Raw genomic sequence first — 24,494 nt, forward strand, 5'->3', positions numbered from 1 at the left:
ATGGAACGACGCACACTCTTTCCGGGCAAGCTCCTGCCGGCACTGCTGATTCTGCCTCAGCTCGGGCTGACGCTCGTCTTCTTCCTGTGGCCGGCATTGCAGGCGGTCAAGTCGAGCCTGGAGCGCGAGGACGCCTTCGGCACCAGCACGGAATTCGTCGGGCTGGAAAACTTCGCCGACCTGTTCGGTGATCCGCTCTACGTGGCGGCCATCGGGCGGACGGCCTTGTTCTGCTTCTGCGTCACCCTGCTCTCGATGGGCGTGGCGCTGGTGCTCGCCGTCCTGGCCGATACGGAGATCCGCGGCCGGGCCTTCTACCGCACGATGCTGATCTGGCCCTATGCAGTGGCGCCGGCAATGGCGGCGGTGCTGTGGGTGCTGATGTTCCACCCGCAGATCGGCCTCGTCGGCGCGTGGCTGAACCGGGTCGGCATCGCCTGGGATTACAAGCTCGACGGCACGCAGGCCATGGCGCTGGTGATCCTCGCCGCCGCGTGGAAGCAGATCAGCTACAACTTCATCTTCTTCCTGGCGGGGCTTCAGGCCATCCCGAAGACGATCATCGAGGCGGCGCGGATCGACGGAGCCCGAGGCTTCCGCCTGTTCCGCACCATCGTGCTGCCGCTGCTGATGCCGACCGTGTACTTCCTGCTCGTGGTCGATCTCGTCTACGCGGCCTTCGACACGTTCGCGACGGTCTACGCGGTGAATGCCGGCGGACCCGGGCAATCGACCCAGACGCTGGTGCTCAAGGTCTATCTCGACGGCATCGTCAACGCGAATGTCGGCTCGTCCTCGGCGCAATCGGTGGTGCTGATGGTGGGCGTGATCGTCCTCTGCGCCCTGCAATTCCGCTTCCTCGGGCGGAAGGCGGTCACCTGATGCGACGGCTCTCCCTTAAGCTCGTTCCCCACGCCGTCCTCCTGCTGGCTGTCCTGATCTTCGCCTTGCCGATCTGGATCGCCATCGCGGGCTCGACGCAGGATTCCGCCGCCATCGCGCGGGGCGAGGTCTCTCTCGTGCCGAACCTCGACGGGCTCGGCGTCTACCGCGACGTGCTGCTCGACGGCTCGGCGGGGGCGGGGCCGGTGTGGCGGGCGCTGCTCGTCTCGGCCGGGATGGCGCTGGCCATCGCCTTCGGCAAGATCGCCCTGTCGCTGCCCTCGGCCTATGCCGTGACCTTCTTCCGCTTCCCCTTCCGCATGACCGCCTTCTGGCTGATCTTCCTGACCCTGATGCTACCGGTCGAGGTGAGGCTGATCCCGACCTTCCAGGTCATGTCGTCCCTCGACCTGATCAACAGCTTCACCGGGCTGACCCTTCCCCTGATCGCCTCCGCGACGGCGACGCTGCTGTTCCGCCAGACCTTCCTGGCCATCCCCGACGAGCTGGTGGAAGCCGCGCGGATGGATGGCGCGGGGCCGCTGCGCTTCCTGCGGGACATCGTGATCCCGGTCTCGGGCGCCAACATCGCGGCGCTGTTCGTGATCCTGTTCGTCTATGGGTGGAACCAGTACCTGTGGCCGCTCCTCGTCGCGACCGACCCGAAGCTCGACACGGTGGTGATCGGCATCGTCAAGATGATCGGCGTCGACACCGCCACTGAGTGGAACAAGGTCATGGCCACCGCAGTGCTGGCGCTGGTTCCGCCCGTGGCGGTGGTGCTCCTGATGCAGCGCTGGTTCGTGAAGGGCCTCACCGAAGGGGACAAGTGATGGCGGGCCTGAGGCTCGAAGGACTGCGCAAGAGCTTCGGCCGCAACGAGATTCTGAAGGGGGTCGACCTCGCCCTCGCCGATGGCGAAATGCTGGTGATCGTGGGCGCCTCGGGTTGCGGGAAATCCACCCTGTTGCGCCTCGTCGCGGGTTTGGAGACGCCGACCGGTGGGCGGATCCTGATCGACGGGCGCGACGTGACCCGGCTCGACCCCTCCGCGCGCGACATCGCCATGGTGTTCCAGAATTACGCCCTCTACCCGCATATGAGCGTGTTCGAGAACATGGCCTACGGGTTGAAGATCCGCGGCCTGCGCAAGGCCGAGATCCGATCCAAGGTCGATGCGGCCTCGTCGCTGCTCGGGCTTGACGCGCTCCTCGAGCGCAAGCCGCGCCAACTCTCCGGCGGCCAGCGCCAGCGCGTCGCCATGGGCCGGGCGATCGTCCGGGATCCGAAGCTGTTCCTGTTCGACGAACCCCTGTCGAACCTCGATGCCAAGCTGCGCGTGCAGATGCGCGGCGAGATCCGCCGCTTGCAGCGCCGGCTGAAGGTGACGAGTCTCTACGTCACGCACGATCAGGTCGAGGCGATGACGCTCGGCGACCGGCTGCTGGTGATGCACCAGGGCGTGCCGGTGCAACTCGCGACGCCCGCCGAGATCTTCGAGCGCCCGGCCGACACCTACGTGGCGGCCTTCATCGGCTCGCCGGCGATGAACCTCCTGCCCGGCCTCTTCCGCCGGAACGGCACCGCCATCGCGATCGAGGGCACCGAGATCGACCTGGGGCTGAACCGCTACGACTGGCCGGACGGCTATCCGGTGATCCTCGGCATCCGCCCCGAGCACGTCGCGCTCGACCCGGAGGGCATGGCGTGGCCTGTCGAGGTGATCGAGCTTTTGGGATCGGAAATGCTGATCCATGCCGCCCGGCCGGACGGGAAGGCACTGACCGTCAGGACCGCCAACCGGCCTGCGATGGGCGAGTCCATTCGCGTCAGCTTTCCGGGTGCCCATATCCATGTCTTCGATCGGGAATCGGGCCAGCGGATTGATCCGGCAGGCTCGGCCGTTCGTTCCTCATAGGCCTCGTCGACCCGCCGATTTCCGGGAAGGCGAGCGTGCGCTCCGATGGCGCACAAAACCTATGCGAAAGATTCGGCATCCGTCCGGTTGTCGGAGTGGGGCTTTGGTCTTCGCGGATCGAATGGCCTTGGACCCGAGATGAAAGCGCCGGATGGACCAGAGAACGCCTTTGGACCTCGCCTACGATGCTGTCGCTTCCGCGCGACGGGTCGCGGCAACGGCTTCATCTCGCGCAGCCGCGCATGACCACGACGACGGCTTTCCGAGCGAGGACGTGGCCGACCTCGCGCATCTCGGCCTCCTCGCCGCGCCGATTCCGGCCGAGGACGGTGGGGCCGGGCTCGGCGACGAGCCGGCTGCGGCGACGCTCGTCGAGGTGCTGCGCCTCGTCGGCTACGGCAGCCTCGCCCTCGGCCGGCTCTACGAGGGGCACGTCAACGCGCTCCAACTCGTGGCTGCCCACGGCTATCCCGCCCAGCGCAAGAGGCTCTTCGCCGATGCCCGTGCCGGGCATCTCTTCGGCGTCTGGAACACCGAGCCGCCGGAGAACGGCCTCGTCATCACCGAAACCGAGGAAGGGTTGCGCCTTGGCGGCGTGAAGACCTTCGCCTCCGGGGCGGGGCGCGTCACCCGCGCCCTCGTCACCGCACGCCGGGAGGGCGCGCCCGGCACGCACATGCTGGTGGTGCCGCTGGAGAGCGGCACGCGCGCCGACCTGTCGAGCTGGCAGTCTCAGGGGATGCGCGCCTCGTGCTCCGGCACCCTCGACTTCACCGGCTTGCCGCTCGGCCGAGAGGACATGCTCGGCGCGCCGGACGCCTATTTTCGCCAACCCGCCTTCTCCAGCGGGGCGTGGCGCTTCGCGGCCGTGCAACTCGGCGGGATCGAGGCGGTGTTCGATGCGTGGCGGGCGCATCTCGTCCGCACCGGCCGTGGCGCGGATCCGCACCAGCTCGCGCGCCTTGGCGAGGGCGCGCTGGCCCTCGAAGGGGCGCGGAACTGGGTGAAGCGTGGCGCCGAAACCGTTTCTGACGACATCCTGCCGCCCGAACGGATCGTCGCCTGCATCAACCTCGTTCGCCTTGCCGTCGAGCGGGCGGGCCTCGACGTGCTGCAACTGGCCCAGCGCTCCGTGGGGCTCCAGGGCTTCCTGCGCGGCCATCCCCTGGAACGCCTGTCGCGCGATCTCGCCACCTACCTGCGTCAGCCGGCTCCCGATGGCGCGCTCGTCGGCGCGGCGGAGGAGATCCTGGACGCGGAGGGCATGGCGGGCGACCTTTGGGGCGGAGACGTCCCGTGAGCCGCTTCACGTCCTCGATGCCACCGAGCTACTTCGACGGCCAATACGCCGGCAACGTCGATCCTTGGCAGCTCGCCAGCAGCGACTACGAGCGGGCCAAATACGCTGCCACCCTCGCGGCCCTGCCGCGGGCGCGCTACGCCTCGGCTGTCGAGGTCGGTTGCTCCATCGGCGTGCTGACGCGGATGCTGGCCGAACGCTGCGATGCCATTCTCGGCCTCGACGTGGTCGAGACGGCGCTCGAACAGGCCCGCGAGCGCAACCGCGACCTCGGCCATGTCCGCTTCGCCCGCGCCCGAGTGCCCGGCGACTGGCCAGTTGGCCGCTTCGACCTGATCGTCCTGTCGGAGGTGGTCTATTTCCTGGATCCCGGCGACGTGGCACGCCTCGTCGTACGGGTGAGGGACAGCCTGAGCCCCGGCGGCATGGTGGTCCTCGTTCACTGGACCGGACTGACCCACTACCCCATGAGCGGCGATGCGGCTGCGGACGCATTCATGGCGGCCGGAAACACGTTCCTGCGCCGGGTGCATCATGCCGCAACCGACGCCTACCGCCTCGACGTGCTCGAAAACGAATCGGCGGAGCAGGCATGACCACGGCCAGCTGGCTCGACACCCCGAAGCGCTACGGCCGCATCAGCCGCGCCTTCCACTGGCTGATGGCCGCGCTGTTCGCATGGCAATTCAGTGGAGCGCTCCTTTACGTCACCATCGGCGATACCGCCGTGACGCGCCTCGTTGGCGGAAGCCATTTCACCCTCGGTTTCACCCTTTTCGTTCTGGTCCTATTGCGCGGGATCTGGGGGCTGGCGAACTTCCGGCGGCGTCCGTCGCATGATGACCGGATCGGTCGTGCCGCGACACTCGGGCATGGGCTGATCTACGCGCTGATGATCATGATCCCGAGCCTCGCGCTGCTGCGCCAGTACGGCTCGGGCAAGCCCTTCACGCCCTACGGAATTCCGCTGATGCCCGGACGGGACAGCAAGATCGAGTGGATGATCGCCCCCGCCGACCTTCTGCACTATTGGCTCGGCTTCACGCTGATGATTGTCGTCCTCGGACATGTCGCGATGGCGCTGCTCCATCGGCTGCGCTGGAAGGATGACGTTTTCACGCGGATGACGTTGAGGGTCCCTCGGATTTAGGTCCGGCCGGAAGGTGAGCGTCCGGATCTCTGAAGGTTCCCCGGATTTTGGTCTGGTCGGGAGGTGAGTTCTCGTATCTTTTTCGGCGGCCTGCAGGGCCACCGCCAGGGTGAATTCCTGGGCCGTTCGCCACCCCGGGGCGGTGTGAGGACGGCTCTGGTTGTAGTGCCGCCGCTAGGTCTCGATCGAGCTCCTCGAGTCGGCCAACGACAAGAACTTGTTCGCATTCAGGCACTCGTCGCGCAGCCGGGCCGTTGAACGACTCGACCAGCGCGTTGTCGGGCGGCTTGCCAGGCCGTGTGAAGTTCGACGTGACATCGTTCTCGTAGGCCCAGCGGTCGAGCGGCTTCGAGACGAACTTAAGCCCGTTATCGACCTGAATCTCGCTCGGTGCTCCGCGCAGCAGCGTCAAGCGGCCGACGACAGCCATGACCTGTTCGTATTTGATGCCCTGGTCAACCTCGATCGACAGAGCCTCGCGCGTGAACGCATAGACGACCGTCAGGGCTCGCAGTCGGCGGCTGTCGAACGGCGCGTGGGGAACAAAGTCCTTCGACCAGCGTTCGTTCGGCCGGAGCGCAGCAGGCTGACGCTCGCGATGCGCCGCGCTCTCGTGCCGGCGCGGCTGCTTGTGCCGCAGGCTGAGGCCCTCAACCCTGTAAAGCCGGTGGACCCTTTTATGGTTTACCCGCCAGCCCCCTCGGCGCAGCAGGATGGAGATCCGGAAGTAGCCGTAGCGCACCGGGCTCTTGGCTAGGTCGCAGCTGCGCATCCGCAGCGTGCCTGATCGGGCTTGGTCGAGCGGTAGCGCATGCTCGACCAGCCGACGCCGAGCGCGGCGCAGCTGCGCCACTCGTTCACCCAGTGCGCCTCCAGACCCTGGTGCATGAGCGCCTATCGCCGAGCAGGGGGCAGAGCTTTTTTGCGAGCCCGTCCTGCAGGATGTGCCGGTCGTGGCTCAGATCGGCCACGAGCTGCTTGAGCTTGCGGTTTTCCTCTTCCGACTGCCGCAGACGCCGCAGCTCGCCTGTACCCAAGCGACCGTAGAGCTTCTTCCCGCGGTAGAATGTCTGCTCGGAGATGACCATTCGGCGCAGCACCTCCGCGACCGGTGTCAAAGTAGCGGCCTGCTTTAACGAACCGCGATCTGCTCTTCGGTAAATCTGCTCATCTTCACCACTTTGCTCCTCAAGCCAGGGTCTTATAAAACCGGAAAATTCGCACTCACGCCGGACCAAAGCGTTGGTGGAACGTCACAGGCCCGTCACCGCCCAGGTCGAGCCCGGCTTGTCCGGCTTCTCGACGATCTTTGTGGCCTTGCCCGTCGCGTCGAGGCTGATCACGCCGTAGGCCTGCGCGTTCTCGACATGGTAGGCGAACACCGTCGCCCCCGTGGGACGCGCCACCGCCCGGGCCAGCAACTCGGCCATGCCCGCGCCGAAGAACAGGTTGTCGCCCAGGATCAGAACCACGGCGTCCTCGCCCACGAAGGTGCGGTCGATCTGGAAGGCCCGGGCGAGCCCCTCGGGCCGTGGGTGCACCGCATAGGTGAAAGACAGCCCGAACTGTGCGCCGGTGCCGAACGGGCGCTTGTAGTTGTCGAGGTGCTCGGGGCTCGAAATGATCAGGATCTCGCGGATGCCGGCTAGCATCAGCACAGAGATCGGGTAGTAGATCATCGGCTTGTCGTCGACCTGCAGCAGCTGCTTGTTGATCGACAGCGTCGCCGGATGCAGCCGCGTGCCGAAGCCGCCGGCCAGGATGATGCCCTTCATCGGGTGCGTGTCCCTCTCATTCCGGCTCAGGCGGTGACCGGCCCGACCAGCCTGTCTGGGAGGTCCTCGAGGGCGGCCTCCCACCGACGGGGGTGATGCCGTAGGCGGCCGTCAGGCTGTCCGTCGAGAGTCGCGAGTTGGCGGGTCGGCGGGCCCGGGTCGGGTAGGCGGAGGTCGGGATGCCCTCGACTGGCACGGAGCGCCCGCCCCGGCAGGCCGCCCGCGCCATGATCGCCCGGGCGAAGCCGCACCAGGTGGTTGCGCCGGCATTGACGCAGTGGAACGTGCCTGATGGCCCGCGTCCGGGTCTGCATCGACCTTGTAGGCGACCAACTCGTCCGGATTCAGGGTGGAGAGGCCGTGAGCGAAGCCGTGCGGGATGAACAGCTGCTCGCCGCCCTCTGCATCCGGGCGCACGGCGACATACTGCCGTTAGGTTGGGGAGTGGGGGCGGATGTCGACGGCGACGTCGAGGATCGCCCCGGACATGACCCGCACGAGCTTCACCTGAGGCTGCGGCGGACTCTGGAAGTGGGGGCCGCGCACCATGCCCTGGTGGACCGAGAACGAATGGTTGTCCTGCACGAATGGCACCGCGATGCCCGCACCCGCGAGCACCTCCGCCCGGAACTTCTCTAATACCAGCCCCGGGCATCCCCGAAGCGCTTCGGGATGATCCGCTTCACGTCGGGAGTGCGCGTCTCGATCACCTCCACGGAATACCTCTGGGTAGCAGCGTCTTGCCCGGCAGGTCAGTTCGCCGTGGTCTTTCCCGAACCTCCGTTGCCGGTATCCCGGGTCTCTATAATTGCGATCGCGGCGAGAGAGAGCCTTTTGTCGGTCTCGGCCCGTCAGGGGATCCCAATTACCTTATTGGTTTGGATCGACAGTCGCCACCAAGCGTCCCCGCGGCAATAGGCGATTGCGACCCCGGTGGTGGCTGCGGCCTCCGCTCCGTCCATGGGCTTGAGGAAGCGGTGGCGGAACCGCAACTCGGAAAGGCTTCGGGCGGCGCATCCTAGTGGTGGAAGACGAGCTTCAACTCGTCCCCGCTCGTCAGCCCGAGGGGACTGCGTCCGTTCGGGCTAACGCAGATTCAGTCGATTCTCGCGGGGGCCGGCAAAGTCCAGTTGGTCTCGATGGCGATTTCGAAGCCTCGCCCGTACACGGCTTCGATCGACGCCGGGTCGAGCTGGAACAAGGTCTCGCCGCCGGTGAAGACCACATAGCAGCCAGCGGGTCCTCCCTCCCAGCTCGCGACGATCGCGTCCGTCAGCGCGCCGGCACGCCGGAATCATTTACACAGACCGGAAAAAGGCGCGTTCCTCGGCCAATTGCAGATCAGGCAGGCAAGACAATTTTTCGCGAGATGCCGTAGCGATTAGGAACGCGAGAGACCGTTCTGTTCCACGCAGATGCCGAGCCCAGTAACGGCGTTCCGAAGCTTGTGCGAGTCAATGCCTGGCTCACGCTCACAGGGCGAGAACATGCAAGCGCTGATTGCCGACCATCGGCTTGGCCACGAGATAGCTCTCTCGAGCGAATTGCCGCCTAAGTAACTGGCCCTTGCCAGACCGACTCCGTTGCGTTTGGAAGCTGCGTGCCGGGATGCGTCGACCGCGACGACATGGATCACCCGCTAACGCAGATCGGTGGACAGGGTTAAGGACGTCGGCGCTCTGCTTCGCCGACCACCCCTCGTCACTACGTTCGTATAAGCCCGCTTGGATGATGTTCCAAAACTGGGTTCGGCCACACTGTCCCCCGGGCTACCGACCACCTTCGCCTGTCGCCCGATCAGATCCCGCCTACCGGCGACCCATGACAGCGGCGATCCAGTAGCCTCGCACTTGACCTGATTCAAAATCCCAGTCAGGTCAACCCTACCCCACGAGGTTATCCTCTCGGCCAAACGCAAGGGCCTGCCTGCAAAGGCGCGGCGGGGCCAGATGCTGATGCGCAAGTGGGCGATGCTGGTCTTTATGGCCAAGGCAAACAAGAACGGGCGTGATGCAGGGGCAGGCCGTGCGAGGAGTGAGGTCTAGGGAGTCCAAGCCGTTATCGCGTGAGTGCGCCGACCCAAGATTGTTGGCGGTTATGAGGGGGTCTACGGATACGGCTAAGAGGTTCGGCCCCTGCAAACCGATTGATCATCCGCGAACCGATTTAACTTGCTGGGACTCCACTCTGTTTAGGTCGATCAGCCCATAAGTCGGATGTACCGCTTTGCGTACGAAGCAGTAACACATTAAGAGGTGTCACTCCCCGGTCTGCGGTCCGTACCTAATCCGCCCGTAGAACTGACACCTGACGCCTGTAGGATCGAGTTTCTGAGCGAGCTAACCGCAGCCGTTGGTCGTCTAAAGATGAGAGGCACCGACGAGATCGCCCCAAACTAAAGAGCTGAACCACGATGAGCGTCTTATCTGATATATTCTTGAATAAAAAACTGAAATATTGCGATAAATGGGAAAACTACCTCGGTATATACGAACGAGAGATGGCGCATTTTGTAGAACGTGGTGAGCCCATCTCTATACTGGAGATTGGAGTACAGAACGGCGGTTCCCTGGAGCTATGGGCGGAATATTTACCACTAAACTCATCCATTACTGGCGTTGACATTAATCCCAGTGTAGCCGATCTTACTTTTTCATCCGAAAAAATTAAAGCTTTGTCATTTGACGCTACGGACCCAATAGCAGCGGATTGGCATTTCAAAGATCAGTCTTTCGATATAATCATTGATGACGGGTCGCATAAGTCGAATGACATTATAAAATCTTTCAATATATACTTCAATCGACTGAAGGCGGGCGGTCTCTACATTGTTGAAGATCTTCACTGCAGCTATCTCCCAGAATTCGATGGCGGTTATCAACGAGCGGGCTCGTCTATAGAGTATCTTAAGGGGCTGGTTGATGTAGTTAATTGCACACATATCAGTGAAGACGAAATCGACAAAGAAACCTTGTATGCGCATCGTATATTAATGCGCAGTTTAGCAAGCGTTTCATTCTATGATTCGATTTGCGTCATTGAGAAGCTTAAAACCGAAAAGGCGAGACCGTACAGACGGATCATTAGCGGCGAAAACGGCGAAGTTATACCTCTGATTTCCACTCTAATTGACGAAAGGCCACGCTACGTTTTCGACCACGTCTTATTTGGGCGAGCTGCCCTTTCTCAAGCTAATCCTCACCTTCTTGCGAGGACAGAAATGCAGGCTGCCTCAATAGCCGTTGCTGAAGAACGCCTCGCTTGGGTTATGCGCGAGTCAAAGGAAATCATTGAGGCTTTGAAGGCCGAGTCTGCTCACGCAAAAGAAAGTTCAGAGGCTGCTGCTAAAGAGATACAAAGGCTTCAGTGCCGCATCGGTGAGCTGAACGAAAAAGCTTTAGAGACGCAGGCGGCACAAAACGAAATTTTCAATGCTCTGAAAGGCGAGAGTGCAGCGCTTCGATTGGCTTTAACAGAAAAGGACGCCCACATGCAGGCTATAATAGCGAATCACAAAAACAGCCCAGACTCTAAATAAGAAGTAAGCTGGCGCGAAGATTCATAGATGCTTGTGGCTCTTCGCGGCGAGCTATTTAAATAGATCCGGTCTGATAGGTGCGCTGATGGGCCAAATTTCATTTTCGAAGAAAAAAAAGCGGCTGTCGGAGGACGATCGGGCGCTGATACTCGCGAGCGGTTTCTTTAGTACCCAGTGGTACCTCGCAGCGTACCCAGATGTCGCTGCGGATCCAGTGGATCCGGCCGAGCACTATATAAGGTATGGAGCACGCGAAGGGCGCAACCCAGGGCCTTTCTTCGATACTAAACAATATATTGCTTCGCGCCCCGGCACTAATTTCGAGTTAGTCAATCCGCTTGTAGATTATCTACAAAATCGATCACATAAGCACCCTGGAGTCGGCATTTTAGTAGACTCCACTTGGTATCTCTCCCGCTATCCCGACGTGGCACAGGCGGGAATCGATCCCCTGGAGCATTTCATGTCATCGGGCATGAACGAAGGACGTCGGCCTAATCCGTTTTTCGATCCCGACTGGTATCTCATCTCCTATCCAGACCGGGTTTCCAGGGCTGGGGAAGCCCTATTTGACTATACGTCTACCGGCTGGCGTCAGGGCTGTCAGCCTGGTCCTCTCTTCGCTCCGTCATGGTATATGCATGAGTGTGCCAGTGCCGGCGATGCCGAGCCGCTAGCCCATTTCCTCTCCAAAGAGCATTCCGATCGCGCACGCCCAAGTCCTCTCTTTGACGAGAAGTGGTATCTTTCAAAGTACCCCGACGTAGCTCAGGCAGGCATCGATCCACTTCAACACTTCATTTACTCAGGGATAAGCGAGGGACGCCAGCCGAACATCTACTTTAATCCTCGCTGGTATTATGATCGCTACTCCGATCGGATCGGCTCTGTAGGCGAAGCATTTTCGCATTACACGGCGCGCGGTTGGCGGGAAGGCTGCGATCCCGGTCCGCGGTTCAGTGTATCTCGATACCTCGATCTCCACAAAGCTGCTGGAACGCAAGTCTCCGATCCCTTGACGAGTTTCTTGTCGCAACCGGAGAGTTGCCGAGTAAAGCCGGAAAGAGCATCGGCCGCTCCTTCGAACAGTTACGCTAAGACTGGGCAAATCACAGCAGCGGCGCTCGCGAGCTTTCGTGAAGACCACCTCTTCGATCTTGGACGGTACCACGGCTTCGAGCCTATGAACATCGAGGTAGACCGAAATCTTAGTCTTCGGCCCGCGGTGTCGATCGTACTGCCCGGTCTTAATCGGCGATATGCAACCGGTGGACCTAATACAGCATACATCCTTGGCTGCTTATTAGCTTCCGAGGGTTTGCCCGTGAACTTCGTCTCGCTCGATGCGCCCCCAGATACGGACCTCACAGACCTCAAGCTTCATCTTAAACAGATAAGCGGTGTGGACGTCGAAAAACTCGACGTAAAATTCCTCGATGCTCACGACAGGGAAGTGCCATTCAAGGTAGGTTACAATGACATTTTTTTGGCGACCGCGTGGTGGACGGCCTACCCCGCCAGCGCCGCAGCATCACTACTAAGAAACAAAGAAATACTATATCTTATTCAAGATTATGAGAGTTTATTTTATGGTCTTTCGACAATTCATGCGAATGCTGTGCAGACCTACAGCCTTCCTCATATCCCCATCGTCAACTCGAAATTACTCCTAGACCAGCTCATTTCTGATCGAGTTGGCATTTATGGGAGGGCTGAGTTCGCAGAACAGGCGTTGTATTTCGATCCCGCGGTCGATTCACGCCATTTCTTTGTTCAATCGCCATCTAGCAGTTCTACTAAGATATTTTTGTTCTACGCTCGCCCGACGATGGCCGAGCGCAATCTCTTTGGGCTAGGTGTTGCAGCGATCAGGGCAGCGGTTGAAGCTGGCGTATTCGATGGAGCTACCTGGGAATTTATCGGAATGGGGGAAGGCTTCGAGCCGATCCCCCTCGGGCGAGGCTATGTACTGAAGGCCGCGCCTTGGATGGATTTTAAGGCGTATGGGGAGCTGATGCGGAGCGCAGACATTCTGCTTTCTTTGATGATGTCTCCCCATCCTAGCTATCCACCGCTTGAGATGGCTGCTTGCCGTGGAGTTGCCGTAACGACTACCTTCGGTGTGAAGACGAGTCAGCGCCTCTCCGCACTTTCGGACAAGATCATCGGGGCCCCAGCTACAGTCGAAGATATTGTTGAGGCTATCGTCCGCGCCCGCATTTCGTGCGAAAGCAGTTCGAGATCTCATTCGACCGCGCCAGTTTTGCCAAGCTCATGGCGAGAAGCACTTTTGAAGGTGGTTCCGAAGCTAGTTGAGAAACTTGCCGAACATGGGATTACAGGGCGGGCGTACTCTCTTGCTGGGATGGAAGCGGAGCCTGCATCGTCGGCATCTGCCTTCTCGCAATTAGATCGGAGCATCCTCGATCTTCGCCGGGCGGATTATAGGCCATCCTCAGAAGGCATAGTGGTTGATGTGCTTACTTATGCTGGTCCGATGGATTTGGCATGGCTCTGTGCGTTCGCCGAGAACCTGATATTGCAGGATACCGCACGCAAAATTACCTGGCATGTGTTCTGCGAAGAGGAAGCCATTACAACAATTGAGGAATTATTTCGCCCTTACGCAGATCATCAAGGGCTCTCGGTCAAAGTCTCAACCACCGACAGTTGGTCTTCTGAAATAAAAATTGAAACTCTGACTGATAGGGCGCGATATTTCTTCGTTGCCGCAGCCGGTATGCAGCTGTCTGAAGATGCACTGCGCATCATCGGCGCTTTTGTCGAGCAATCGGCGATGCCGGATGTCATTGCCATTCCCGTTATGCAAGATTGGAACGATACTGCGGCACTGCTACCGACGTTCGACCGCATAAAACTTTCATACGGCGGCGTTTCCGAGTTCGCCATCGCGGTTTCGCAGAAAGCTTTGGTAAGTCAGACGGAATGGATTTCCGCCCTGATGCGTCGAGATGAAGGTTTCTCAGCTCTGATCCAATGCCTGGTCACGGAAGGTAGACAGCCGGCTGAGCTGGTTGAGAGATTGGTTCAGTTTCATGCCCGAGATTTGAATGTGGCTAAAGATGATGGAATTCAGAGCAAAGGCTTACCTTCAGACTTAAACACTAAAGATTTCGGCGTACATTTAATCTTGTTGCCCGAGCGTATCGAGCGATCGGGCCTCCTCAAGTCATTAGACGGCATTCCTCGTCAGGCATGGCTCTGGCTTTCACCGGAAGCAACTCCGGTGCGAGATCCTGATCTGGCAAAGCGCTTGGCAATCATTCAAGTAGATGGCAAAATATGTCAAGTGTCCGGGTGTGTCTCAGTCGCTGGGAGAGTGATTGAGTCGGCGTTTTGGTTCGGCGGTGATTCTTTCGGCAGCCATGGACCATACGACCCAACCATGCCGCAGCAAGTCGGTGGGGCTTCCTGCCGCGGTGCGTGGGTCCGGGCAGACCTACTTCATCGGGCACTCGACGAGCTGCCCGCAATTTTCGGGATTTCTATGCTAGGCCCTTGGCTTGGCGCACTCGCTCAAGAGCTGGGTCAGAAAGTGGTGCTTGACCCCGAACTCGCTATCGAACTTCCCCTAGGTTCGGATCCTGTACTCAGCTCTACAGATGCTCTCCGTCTTGCTCTTCGATTCGGTGATTTAGGAGCTTGCCGTTTTGGCAGACCATTCCGAAGCGCGAATCTGTCTCTTAGGTCGCCAGAACGCCCTCCCCATAAACCTTGGTTCTCATACGATGATTTTTTGCGCGAGCGTATCGTCCAGACTCGGGAGCAGATAGTCAGCCCCGAGCACCCTGCGCCTATTTCTATTCTGACCACTGTCTACATTCGGACTGATCCTTATCTCTTCCAGGTCACAGCAGACTCGATCCGCAAACAAATGCGGCGACCGAAAGAATGGATTGTTCTTGCTCACGGGCCAATTTCAGATGATCTAAAAGTAATACTCGAGCGACTGTCCCAAGACGGCGTTATCACCTTCTACAGTGAGCCCGTAAACCTTGGTATTCACGGAGGTCTTCGCTTTTGCGTTGAGCGAGCAAGTCAACCTTTTGCACTGTGCCTCGATGCTGATGATGTTTTGACTGAAGATGCAGTCGAACTACTTGATAGAGGCATCAGGCAATTTTCTGATACCCGCATATTTTATACTGATGAGGATCTTTTGGTTGGCAGCAGGAATGTTCATGCCTTTCTGCGGCCGGATTATGATCCAGTTCACCTGCGGGCTCATTCATTTATTTGGCACAGTATTCTTTTCTCGACGGAAGAGGCCCGGAAACTTGCTGCGTTTACATCAAGTTCGACCCAGTATGCACAGGATTGGGACATACTGCTTCGGTTTGAGTTCGCTGGCTTCAGCGCACGTCATCTTCGGCATGTGATTTATCACTGGCGTCAGCACGAAAAATCGATTTCGAATAGTGGCGAAACCTTTCAAGGAAGTCTCGAGTCGGTTAAGGCAGCCTTGGAATTTGTCCGGCAACACTCCAAGTGTCCAGACGAGCTCGTCGTCGAGCCGTACCCAGCTAACGTTGGAATGCCCGATTTCTACCTCAGGCGTCTGCCGCTGAACGCACCAACTATCGCGTTGATCGCAATAGGCCACCAGGATGACGATCGGGAACATCCGCCCTTTTCTGAACATTTTAGTGTTTGCTGCGAACGCGGTTCGGTACCCATTCGTCAAATCAAGAACATTTTGGAGAAATCTAAAAGTGATTTGGTCTTCATCAAAGGGCCGGCAATCGAGCTGTGGGATGTAGACGGGCTTTGGCATGGGCTTCGCCATTTTGAATTATGCTCAGCGGTCGATTTCGTCGGAGGTGTTATAAGTCGGCCGTCTGGTGAAGTCGTTGCTGGTCCATCTATTCGCATCGCCCCTCGATGGTTCTACGATCGTTGCTCTGGAAAATCTATATTTGATCGGGGTGAAGATCTGCTTAGCGGCATCAAAGCTCAGGCCGCTGACGCTTTGAGTGTTGATCTTGTCATGGCTCGTCGGACTGCGCTTCTGTTTGCGCTCGATCAAGCTCCCGATAACGTATGCCTAAGAAGTCTTGGTCTATGGATGGGCATGTACGCTAACCGGCATAGTCGTATCCTGGCGTATGAGCCACTCATGCGGGGCGTCACACGTGACATTGATCTTTTGATTGGCGACACCGCTCGTGGATTGAGTAACGGAGTTATGACCTATCGCGATGAGCATGACGCTCGAGAAGATTGGGTGATCCGCGGGATTGGGGGTCTTATCCGGGCCCGTGGGATCCACGAAAAGTGATGTGTTGCTAAACCAACGTGATTGGGTGCAGGATTTATAGGGAACCCATGCCCAGTCCTAAGGCCGCAACTCCGAGCCGTTGTCTCATGGGGTATAGGATGCGGCCGAGAAAGGTGGACGAGGATCATAAACTCTCCATTTGAGAAGAGGGCTTAGGCCTGGGCTGTCCGCGATCGCGCTCCTGAGGCAGATTGCGGGCCTTACGAATGGTGGATGAGTGGTCCGTGGAAGCCGCAGTAGCGAAGATGAGGCAGTTCTCTAAGCGGGTGCAAAAGCCGGCAGAGGCCGTGCTCCAAAATGTCCCTCGGGCAACGCGCCGGCAGTTTTAGTCCGAGGAGAACTGCTGCATCATGTTCGAGGTCCCGTCGGTTAGGACGGAATCTCCGAGCAGTGTCGAGGTGAGGGCATCCTCAGCTCGTTGTATTGCAACTGGTCCGAGGCATTGCTTCCATGCCGGCAAGAAGCGGCTGATTGGCTACGCAGCTTGGGCCGCGAGCGCCCAGCTAGGTGAAGGGGGCGGATCAAACGTCAGATCCCATGGACCGACGCTCACGCCATCACTCTTCGGCCGCTTTACCTTATTATCCAGCAGGACAGCTCCAAATACCGATTTGACGGCGGCGCCTGGAAGGGTGTCGTGAGTGTCTGACCCTTTTGCGAATTTGTTGTGAGCCTCATCAATCACGCGAGCCGGATTAGGGCTCGTGATCCCGCTCATCAGGCCGTCCTCGTCCGGGAGCTGGTGAGTAAGACTGCGCGGTCCAAGTCGTATGCGACGTGGCTAGCCCGATCTTCATCCGGGCTCGCGCCAAGTCGATCGTGCGCACCACGAGCCACATCGGTCCCTTCTGCCGGGCGAAGACGTGCTCGACTGCGGCGCGGACCTTCGACTTCTCGCCGTTAGCCCGGGCAACGTTCCTTGCCATCGGCTTGCCTGACGGCTCCTTGCGGTGGATGCGGGAGCGGAAGCCATGCTCCGCCAGGTACGCCTCGTTCTGCTTCGAGCGGTAGGCGGTGTCGGCCCAGACGTTCCCGGCGGTGTTGGCCTCGGATAAGAGGCCGGGCAGTTGCAGCCCATCGTGGCGGGCCGTATCGGCGCCGGTCCAGGTCCGGATCGGACCATGGCGGCGGGCGATACCGACGTGGTTCTTATAGCTGAGGGCTGGCACTCAGCACCTTGAACATGAACACGAGATCGAACGGTGGGTGGCCGCCCCTCGACCCATCCAAGCGGGTCATCGCCCGGACGAGATCGGCCCGGTACAATTCGACGTCGACGATGGCGTTCAGCCGCTCCGGCGCATCGACCTTGGCCGAGAGATCCTTCGGGCGCACGTCGACGTCGAAGAAACCCGGTTGACCGCGCATCGCAGCACCTCGTCTACCGCCGACGCGATCACACCACGAACCACCTCAAACCGCGAGATTTTTGGAGGTCTCCGGCTTCCGCTCCCGCATCCATTGCGAGAAGCCGCCGGGCAAGTCGATGGCGAGGAACGTCGCGCGGGCCAACGGCGAGAAGTCGAAGTTCCGCGCCGCCGTCGAGCACATTTTCGCTCGGCAGAAGGGGCCGACGGGGCTTGTGGTGCGCACGATCGGCTTGGCGGGAGCCCGGACGAAGATCGGCTTGGCCAACCTCACGTACAACATGAACCGGGCGGTCTGGCTCACCGGCTCCCGGGCGGGGATGGCCTAAGGGTCGGGATCAAGGGCTATTCGCCCTGTTCGCGACCAGTGCGAAGCCAGCATCAAGTCGCCAAAGCGCTCAAACTTCCGCTGAACCATCCACCAGACTGCCGTCATCACGGTAATGGGAGGTGCCCAGCTAAATCAGAGCCTTCATTCTTGAGCGTCTCATACCGTTTCGAACCACCTGACGACGGACACTGCCCGTTAACGATTTGATAATTCTGATTCTGGTGCCGAGCGTGACCAAGATGGAACCCTGTCGGATCTGGGCGTGCGCTGCCGCGGCCGTGTTTTTTGAATACCACGCTCGGAAGCGCGAGCGCTCGCTCTCGCACCTGGCAGCGTTCTCAGGCGTTTTTTTGGGTCGATGCACCCGCGCGGTACGTGCGGACCGGTGTGCTCAAGGCGGCGGCTTCGCCGCGACGCATTCGCAAGATCGCGCTCACGGGATTCGATGGCGTTCGGCCTTGGAGCAATGGGATACGGCGTGGTGCTGGCCAACGCTGGCGCAGCCGGCTTTGCGTTCTGGCACGGCCGCGACGCGCGCGGCTTGACCTAGACAGTGGGCATCGCCCGAAACCAAAAAAGCTACGATCTTGGCGTGCGGCTCGTCGAGCCGGTCGGGCGAGCGCGCAAGTTCACGACGGATCTGTAGCCGAAGGAAGCCGGGGCGGTTTTGGTTGCGCTGCCCTGACGGCCAGTGACGTAGCGGCAGGGCGCGAAGGGAGCGCTCGTGGCCCAATCTTATATGACCCACGTGCCGGTGAGCGACAGCTTGGTCGGGGCCGACAATTGCCACAGTCCGGGGGACGAGGTCCAAGTGGTGGGTGTGTAGCGCGTCTCCGGTAAGCCCAGCTACTACCTTTCGAACCTGTAGCTCCGAACATTACCTCGAGACCAAACGGCAAGATTAAGACGCACTGGGTCTGCGGGCGGGCACATCGGCAACTCAGGGAGGAATTCGGCCTCAATTACTTCGAGGGACACTCGCGGACCGAGTTGCAGCAGCACGCGCTAATAACGTGCATCGCTTGCGCTTACCTTCTGCCGCACATGCACTTGGCTCAATCCCGAAAAGCTCGCTGAGAAAAAAGACGACAGGCCTGCCGAGACCACCGCCGCCTCTGAGTCTCGATCGCGAGCAAGCGCTGATCCCGGACTACGGGCCTCGGCGCGACGGCCCTTACGAGCGAATTGCCTACACTGGCGCCTTAAGCGCGCCAGCCTGACCCGGAATTGTGCAGAAGCTTTGTGCCGAGATGTGCTGACCGCGACAACCTAGACCACACGCTGATGCAGATCGGTGGAGACGCTGTTGACATCGCCGCTCTCCTTCGCCGACCACCTCATCACACCGCCAACCGCTCCATCCAAATCGGATAGCTCTCAAATGTTGCGGTATGCCGCTGCGTGGAGTAAGCCGTGGCGGAAATCGGCAGCGCGGCTACGTCGCGGCGAAGGAAGCGGTGCCGGCGGCTGGCACAACGGTTGCGTGCGTTCTTCCAAGCTGATCGGGCGCAACTGCGAAGTTGGAAGGCTGTAGGGCCGTCCTCGTGCTTCTTTGAGAGGTTTTGTGTCGGAGTCTAATATGAAGGCGGTCATCCTTGCTGGCGGCCTGGGTACGCGCCTGTCCGAGGAAACGGAGGCGCGACCAAAGCCGATGGTCGAAGTCGGTGGACGACCGATCATATGGCATATTATGAAAATTTATTCGTCATTTGGTATCAATGATTTCGTTGTTTGCCTTGGGTATAAGGGTTATCAGATCGCCGAATTTTTTGCCAATTACTATCTTCATCTCAGCGATGTGACGATCGATATCGGTAAAAACAAGGTAGAGGTGCATCACAGTCGTGCCGAGGACTGGCGTGTGACATTGGTCGACACTGGCCCGGAGACGATGACAGGGGGACGCCTTAAGCGCGTGCGAGACCAAGTGTCCGACGGCCACTTCTGCATGACTTACGGCGACGGAGTGTCAGACGTCGATATCGGTGCGCTCATCAACTTCCATAAGCGTGAGGGGCGAGACGCTACCGTGACAGCCGTGCGGCCGCCGGGGCGTTTTGGTGCGCTCGCGGTTGATGGCACGCGGGTCAACGGCTTCATCGAAAAGCCCCAAGGGGACGGAAGCTGGATCAACGGCGGCTTTTTTGTGCTTTCGCCAAGCGTGTTAGACCGCATCGCTGATGACCAGACGACATGGGAACGTGAGCCGCTGGAGGGGTTGGCACGGGACGGCCAACTGTCAGCGTTTTTCCATGAAGGTTTTTGGCAGCCGATGGATACCCTGCGGGACAAGCGTTATCTCGAAGATCTCTGGTCGAGCGGGCACGCCAAGTGGAAGCGTTGGTAACCCCCTCCCCGGCATTCTGGGCCGGAAAGCGCGTTCTCCTGACGGGTCACACCGGCTTCAAAGGCGCATGGTGCGCCCTCTGGCTGCAGAGGCTTGGAGCATCGGTGCATGGCCTAGCCCTCGCACCAGATGCAGAGGCAACGCTTTGGGACATGCTCGATAGACCTGGCGGCCAGCATATCGGTGACATCCGCAATCCCAATACCGTTGCGGAGGCATTCAGAGCATCCTCACCTGAGATCGTCATTCACATGGCGGCCCAGGCCCTCGTTCATCCGTCGTACGAAGACCCAGCGACTACCTTCGATACGAATGTGATGGGCCTCGTGAGGGTCCTTGATGAGGCGCGGCGAACCAGCTCGGTGCGTGCCTTCGTCAACGTGACGAGCGACAAGTGCTACGAGAATCGCGAGCAGATCTGGGCCTACCGCGAGACCGAGGCGATGGGTGGCTCGGATCCGTATAGCGCCAGTAAGGGTTGCGCTGAACTTGTGACAGCCTCTTACCGGCGCTCTTTCTTTAAGAACTCCTCGGGACCGTTTCTGGCCTCTGGCCGAGCCGGCAACGTGATCGGTGGAGGCGACTGGTCGGCCGATCGCTTGTTGCCAGATTGCGTGCGAGCCTTCGAGCGTGGCTCACCGGTGATGATACGCAATCCCCTCGCTACTCGGCCCTGGCAGCACGTCCTAGAACCTCTCTCGGGTTACCTTGTGCTTGCCGAGATGCTTTACCGGCAGGGCGGAGAGGTGGCAGAGGGATGGAACTTCGGCCCTTCGGACAATGACGCCTGGACAGTTGGCAGGGTTGTCACGCATGTCGTGGAGCTCTGGGGCGAGGGGGCTGCCTGGAAGCAAGACGACGCGGCTTGGGCCAAGGAAGCCATGCTGCTGAGAGTGGACGCAACGAAGGCGCGGCTGCGGTTGGGATGGCGCCCACGCCTGCATGTCCATGACGCATTGGCCTGGACCGTGGAATGGTACAAGGCGATTCGGGACGGCCGCTCGGCCTTGACCATTACAAACGAGCAAATCGGACGTTACGAGGGTTTAGCGTAGGGCGCTGCCGGGCTTGGGCGACGCACTCTTATGCGAGCACCATTTCCTCATCACAGCCACGCTTTCCCGCTGTCGCGGCCGCGGATAAGAGTGCCGGAAGGACGTCGCCATGCAAGGCTGTTGCCGTTTCTGCAGCACACCGCTGCGAGTTACCTTTGCAAACCTCGGCATGTCGCCGATTTCAAACGATTTCGTGGCCGTTGAGCGCGCACAGGCGATGGAGCCTTTTTACCCGCTTCACGCCTACGTCTGCGAAGAATGCTTTCTTGTTCAACTTATTGACTTTGAAAAGGCCGAGAATATGTTCTCGGACGAGTATCTCTACTTTTCTTCTTATTCGGAATCATGGCTGCGCCACGCGAAAACTTACGCGGACAGTATGATCGCGCGCGAGGGTCTTGACGCAAATTCGCTGGTGGTTGAGATTGCCTCTAACGACGGCTACCTGCTTCAGTACTTCAAGCAAGCGGGGATTCCTGTCCTTGGTGTCGAGCCGACCGCGAATACCGCAAGAGTTGCTTTAGAGCAACGGGGCGTTCCCAGCGAGGTTGCGTTCTTCGGGCGTGAGACGGCTACGCGACTCGCCGATAAGGGTGTTCGCGCAGATTTGATGGCAGCGAATAATGTTCTCGCGCATGTTCCTGACATCAACGATTTCGTTTCGGGATACCGTATATTGCTAAAGCCCGACGGCATCGCCAACGTCGAGTTTCCACACCTGCTGCGCCAAATCGAATACGGGCAGTTCGATACAATATATCACGAGCACTTCAGCTATCTCTCCTTCACAATCGCGCATCGTATCTTTGCGGCGCATGGCATGCGCGTGTTCGACGTGGAGGAGTTGACGACTCACGGCGGATCCCTGCGCCTGTATATTTGCCACGAAGACAACGCCGCGCGACCCGACACGCCGAGGGTTGCAGCAATGCTCGAGCGGGAACGCGATGCAGGCCTTAGCGACCTCGAGACTTATCGTCGCTTCGCCCGAGAGGTCGTGAAGACCAAGTGCGACCTTCTGGATTTTCTGATCACCGCACGGCAGGAAGGTAAGGTGGTTGTAGGCTATGGGGCTCCAGCGAAGGGCAACACGCTACTTAATTACTGCGGTGTGGGCCCAGAGCTTGTCGAATTCACGGTTGATCGTAGCCCCCACAAGGTGAACCGGCTTCTGCCAGGCGTTCGAATTCCAATCCATGCGCCAGAGGCGATATTCGAACGCCGCCCAGACTACGTATTAATCATGCCGTGGAACCTCAAGGACGAGATCATGGAGCAGATGCGCGGCGTGCGCGAATGGGGCGGGCGTTTCGTAACGCCTATACCAACGATCCAGATTCATCCGTGATCTTTCAGGAGACGCCAATCGCTGGGCTCTGGCGTATATTTCCAGATCCCCGGCTCGATGCGCGAGGAAGCTTCATGCGCACCTTTTGCGCCGATGAGTTCGCCGCGCATGGTCTGCCAAGACAGTTCGAGCAATCTAGCCTCTCGCGTAATACAGCGGCGGGAACGTTGCGAGGCATGCATTTCCAACCCCATCCACATTCCGAGGCGAAATTTGTGCGCTGCGTGCGTGGCACGATATTCGATGTGGCGGTGGATCTTCGGCCAGGCTCTCCGACACGTGGACAGTGGTATGGCGAGACGCTGAGTACCGAGAACGCGATAGGCCTCTACATTGCCCCGGGGTTGGCGCACGGATTTCAAACACTCGAAGCCGACACGGACGTTCTCTATCAAATAACACCCGCCTACCGACCGGGTTTCAGTGACGGCGTGCGATGGAACGATCCCGCTTTCGGGATTGAGTGGCCCTTACCAGACCCGTTCATGTCGGAGCGCGACGCGACCTATCCGGATTGGCAACCATGAGGGTCCTGGTGACAGGCGCCTCCGGCTTCATCGGCCGGAACGTCGTAGCGCAACTTGCGCAGAGTGGCGTTGCCGTTGTTGGCACCGGACGACGGCCGGATAGCATGGCAGGAATGGCAGTCGAGTTTCAAGCGACGGACCTCCTCCAGGCGGGAGCCGCAGAAGAGCTCATCGACCGCGTTAAGCCAACCCACCTCATCCATCTGGCCTGGAATGCGACGCCGGGCCACTTCTGGACCGCCCCCGATAACCTGGATTGGGCGGCTGTCACCCTCTCGCTCACCCGAGCCTTCGCTGACAGCGGAGGAGTGCGCGCCGTGATGGCGGGGAGCTGCGCCGAGTACGACTGGACTGGCAATGGCCGGCTCCACGAAGGCTCGCCCATCGTCCCCGCGACGCTGTACGGCACGATCAAAGACGCGACTCGGCGGGCCGTGTGCGCGTTTGGTGATCAGTCGGGATTGTCAATCGCGTGGGGTCGCATCTTTTGGCTGTACGGGCCGAGGGAGGCCAAAAACCGACTGGTCTCGGATGTCGCGTCCGCCTTGTCTCTCTGCCAGCCTGTAGATACGACCGAGGGTTTGCAGAAGCGCGACTTTCTTCACGTCGAGGATGTCGCCGGCGCTTTCGTCGCAGCTCTTCACAGTCCGCATCGCGGCCCGTTCAATATAGCTTCCGGCTCGCCCGTTACCGTGCGTCGCTTAATCGAAATTCTGGCGGCAGAATTAGGCGGGATCGACCAGGTCTCCTTTGGAGCCCGTCCTTCGACGCCCGGCGACCCGCCTCTGCTCTGCGCCGACACAACGGTCCTGACTGAAGCGGTCGGATTTCGCCCGCGCTTTGATCTCGAGAGCGGACTACGGCACACCGCCAAATGGTGGCGCGAGGTATCGACTGCGAATGCACGCACAGCATAGTCTTCCAACTCTATTTTGCATTTGATCGTTGGCAAATCCGCAGGAACGTCTGACTTTCTTTAAATCCGGAAGCATTGGTATATTCATTGTGTATTAAAGCGCTGTATTGAATTAGACCTGTGAATTAAAAAAGCATCCTGCCCTCGTTAGTCGCATTATGAATTTTCTCACCCGTGAATTATTGGGAACATGTCGTCCTGTATCTTCAATTTTTAATCTGACCTTACCAGCTGGCCTTGGACCGGGCTGATTGAGAGGATCAGTCAGGACCGAAGGGTTCGGACATGCGGCGAGGTCAGAAGACGGTTGGGAAGCAGGTCGTGCTGAAGCTGCGCCAGATCGAGGTGCAAACGGCACAAGGCAAGAGCTTGGCGCTGGCGTACAAGGAGGCGGAGATCTCTGAGCAGAGCTACTACCGCCGGCGCAAGGAGTATGGCGGCCTTTAGGTCGACCAGGCCAGGAAGACGAAGGAACTGGAGCGCAAGAACGCTCAATTGCGGCGGCTCGTGGCGGACTTGTCTGTCGAGCGGTCGCGCGCCACGAACTGGATCTGCGGCTCGCGGCGGAGCCACGCAACCCGGGTCTCGGTCGAGCGATCAGGCAGCAGATCGATGGGACGACGACGTTCGAGATCGACCACAATAGTGCCGTAGGTTCGACCCTTGCGCAGAGCCCAGTCGTCGACGCCGATGACTTGCGGACGGTTCACTGCGCGGTTGTTGTGCGGACGAAGCCGGTTG

14 protein-coding genes and 8 pseudogenes are annotated in these 24,494 nt (G+C 59.7%); 15 read left to right on the forward strand and 7 right to left on the reverse strand.

All coding sequences use genetic code 11. The features are described 5' to 3' along the window. The 6 genes from ACS5Q7_RS10590 to ACS5Q7_RS10615 all read left to right on the forward strand — a co-directional run bounded on the left by ACS5Q7_RS10590 (position 1) and on the right by ACS5Q7_RS10615 (position 5,250). Positions 1–882, forward strand: coding sequence for an ABC transporter permease subunit (locus tag ACS5Q7_RS10590; RefSeq protein WP_478339270.1), 882 nt, complete (start codon positions 1–3; stop codon positions 880–882). Further along, on the forward strand, positions 882–1,715 hold the full coding sequence (gene ugpE / locus ACS5Q7_RS10595) for a sn-glycerol-3-phosphate ABC transporter permease UgpE (RefSeq protein WP_478339271.1): 834 nt from the start codon (positions 882–884) through the stop codon (positions 1,713–1,715). Before ACS5Q7_RS10590 ends, ugpE begins: the two co-directional genes overlap by 1 nt. Then, positions 1,715–2,800, forward strand: coding sequence for an ABC transporter ATP-binding protein (locus tag ACS5Q7_RS10600; protein ID WP_478339272.1), 1,086 nt, complete (start codon positions 1,715–1,717; stop codon positions 2,798–2,800). The genes ugpE and ACS5Q7_RS10600 overlap by 1 nt, the downstream gene beginning before the upstream one ends. 151 nt (positions 2,801–2,951) lie before the next feature. Further along, positions 2,952–4,100, forward strand: coding sequence for an acyl-CoA dehydrogenase family protein (locus ACS5Q7_RS10605; RefSeq protein ID WP_478339273.1), 1,149 nt, complete (start codon positions 2,952–2,954; stop codon positions 4,098–4,100). Continuing rightward, positions 4,097–4,696, forward strand: a complete 600-nt coding sequence (locus ACS5Q7_RS10610; RefSeq protein WP_478339274.1) for a class I SAM-dependent DNA methyltransferase — start codon at positions 4,097–4,099, stop codon at positions 4,694–4,696. Before ACS5Q7_RS10605 ends, ACS5Q7_RS10610 begins: the two co-directional genes overlap by 4 nt. Next, positions 4,693–5,250 carry a cytochrome b gene (locus tag ACS5Q7_RS10615; RefSeq protein WP_478339275.1) on the forward strand — a complete coding sequence of 186 codons (558 nt, stop codon included), beginning with the start codon at positions 4,693–4,695 and terminating at the stop codon, positions 5,248–5,250. Before ACS5Q7_RS10610 ends, ACS5Q7_RS10615 begins: the two co-directional genes overlap by 4 nt. Positions 5,251–5,331: 81 nt before the next feature. Here ACS5Q7_RS10615 and ACS5Q7_RS10620 read toward each other — a convergent pair. The 5 genes and pseudogenes from ACS5Q7_RS10620 to ACS5Q7_RS10640 all read right to left on the reverse strand — a co-directional run. Further along, positions 5,332–6,427: pseudogene (locus ACS5Q7_RS10620) on the reverse strand (IS3 family transposase); the annotation flags it as partial. A 79-nt stretch (positions 6,428–6,506) separates the two neighbouring features. After that, a pseudogene (locus tag ACS5Q7_RS10625) lies at positions 6,507–7,025 on the reverse strand (sugar nucleotidyltransferase); the annotation flags it as partial. 26 nt (positions 7,026–7,051) lie between these two features. After that, positions 7,052–7,320: pseudogene (locus tag ACS5Q7_RS10630) on the reverse strand (sugar nucleotide-binding protein); the annotation flags it as partial. A 14-nt stretch (positions 7,321–7,334) separates the two neighbouring features. Continuing rightward, positions 7,335–7,741: pseudogene (locus ACS5Q7_RS10635) on the reverse strand (dTDP-4-dehydrorhamnose 3,5-epimerase family protein); the annotation flags it as partial. A 380-nt stretch (positions 7,742–8,121) separates the two neighbouring features. Further along, positions 8,122–8,250, reverse strand: coding sequence for a hypothetical protein (locus ACS5Q7_RS10640; RefSeq protein WP_478339276.1), 129 nt, complete (start codon positions 8,248–8,250; stop codon positions 8,122–8,124). 1,188 nt (positions 8,251–9,438) lie between these two features. On the opposite strand from ACS5Q7_RS10640, the gene ACS5Q7_RS10645 reads away from it, so the two are divergent. Both ACS5Q7_RS10645 and ACS5Q7_RS10650 read left to right on the forward strand, forming a co-directional pair. Continuing rightward, the gene (locus ACS5Q7_RS10645) at positions 9,439–10,563 is read left to right on the forward strand and encodes a class I SAM-dependent methyltransferase (protein WP_478339277.1); all 1,125 of its coding nucleotides are present in this window, start codon (positions 9,439–9,441) and stop codon (positions 10,561–10,563) included. A gap of 31 nt (positions 10,564–10,594) precedes the next feature. Next, positions 10,595–15,862: a rhamnosyltransferase WsaF family glycosyltransferase gene (locus ACS5Q7_RS10650; RefSeq protein WP_478339278.1), complete on the forward strand. Its 5,268-nt coding sequence runs from the start codon at positions 10,595–10,597 to the stop codon at positions 15,860–15,862. A gap of 717 nt (positions 15,863–16,579) precedes the next feature. On the opposite strand, the pseudogene ACS5Q7_RS10655 reads toward ACS5Q7_RS10650, so the two are convergent. Continuing rightward, a pseudogene (locus ACS5Q7_RS10655) lies at positions 16,580–17,230 on the reverse strand (transposase). Between the two features lie 61 nt (positions 17,231–17,291). Between ACS5Q7_RS10655 and ACS5Q7_RS10660 the strand changes: the two are divergent. The 7 genes and pseudogenes from ACS5Q7_RS10660 to ACS5Q7_RS10690 all read left to right on the forward strand — a co-directional run. Beyond that, positions 17,292–17,558, forward strand: a pseudogene (locus tag ACS5Q7_RS10660) (IS5/IS1182 family transposase); the annotation flags it as partial. Between the two features lie 1,581 nt (positions 17,559–19,139). Further along, a complete protein-coding gene (gene rfbF / locus ACS5Q7_RS10665) occupies positions 19,140–19,907 on the forward strand; it encodes a glucose-1-phosphate cytidylyltransferase (protein ID WP_478339279.1) in 768 nt (255 codons plus the stop codon). After that, positions 19,892–20,962, forward strand: coding sequence for a CDP-glucose 4,6-dehydratase (rfbG, locus tag ACS5Q7_RS10670; protein ID WP_478339280.1), 1,071 nt, complete (start codon positions 19,892–19,894; stop codon positions 20,960–20,962). Before rfbF ends, rfbG begins: the two co-directional genes overlap by 16 nt. 109 nt (positions 20,963–21,071) lie before the next feature. Next, entirely contained in the window at positions 21,072–22,310 is a 1,239-nt protein-coding gene (locus ACS5Q7_RS10675) for a methyltransferase domain-containing protein (RefSeq protein WP_478339281.1), read from the forward strand. Continuing rightward, positions 22,259–22,837 (forward strand): dTDP-4-dehydrorhamnose 3,5-epimerase family protein, encoded by a 579-nt coding sequence (locus tag ACS5Q7_RS10680; RefSeq protein WP_478339282.1) that lies wholly within the window; start codon positions 22,259–22,261, stop codon positions 22,835–22,837. Before ACS5Q7_RS10675 ends, ACS5Q7_RS10680 begins: the two co-directional genes overlap by 52 nt. After that, positions 22,834–23,754, forward strand: coding sequence for an NAD-dependent epimerase/dehydratase family protein (locus tag ACS5Q7_RS10685; RefSeq protein ID WP_478339283.1), 921 nt, complete (start codon positions 22,834–22,836; stop codon positions 23,752–23,754). The genes ACS5Q7_RS10680 and ACS5Q7_RS10685 overlap by 4 nt, the downstream gene beginning before the upstream one ends. Positions 23,755–24,038: 284 nt before the next feature. Continuing rightward, a pseudogene (locus ACS5Q7_RS10690) lies at positions 24,039–24,284 on the forward strand (transposase); the annotation flags it as partial. On the opposite strand, the pseudogene ACS5Q7_RS10695 reads toward ACS5Q7_RS10690, so the two are convergent. Next, a pseudogene (locus ACS5Q7_RS10695) lies at positions 24,272–24,451 on the reverse strand (transposase); the annotation flags it as partial. The pseudogenes ACS5Q7_RS10690 and ACS5Q7_RS10695 sit on opposite strands and share 13 nt — an antisense overlap. Positions 24,452–24,494 lie beyond the last annotated feature (43 nt).

This window comes from Methylobacterium sp. Gmos3 (assembly GCF_056430985.1).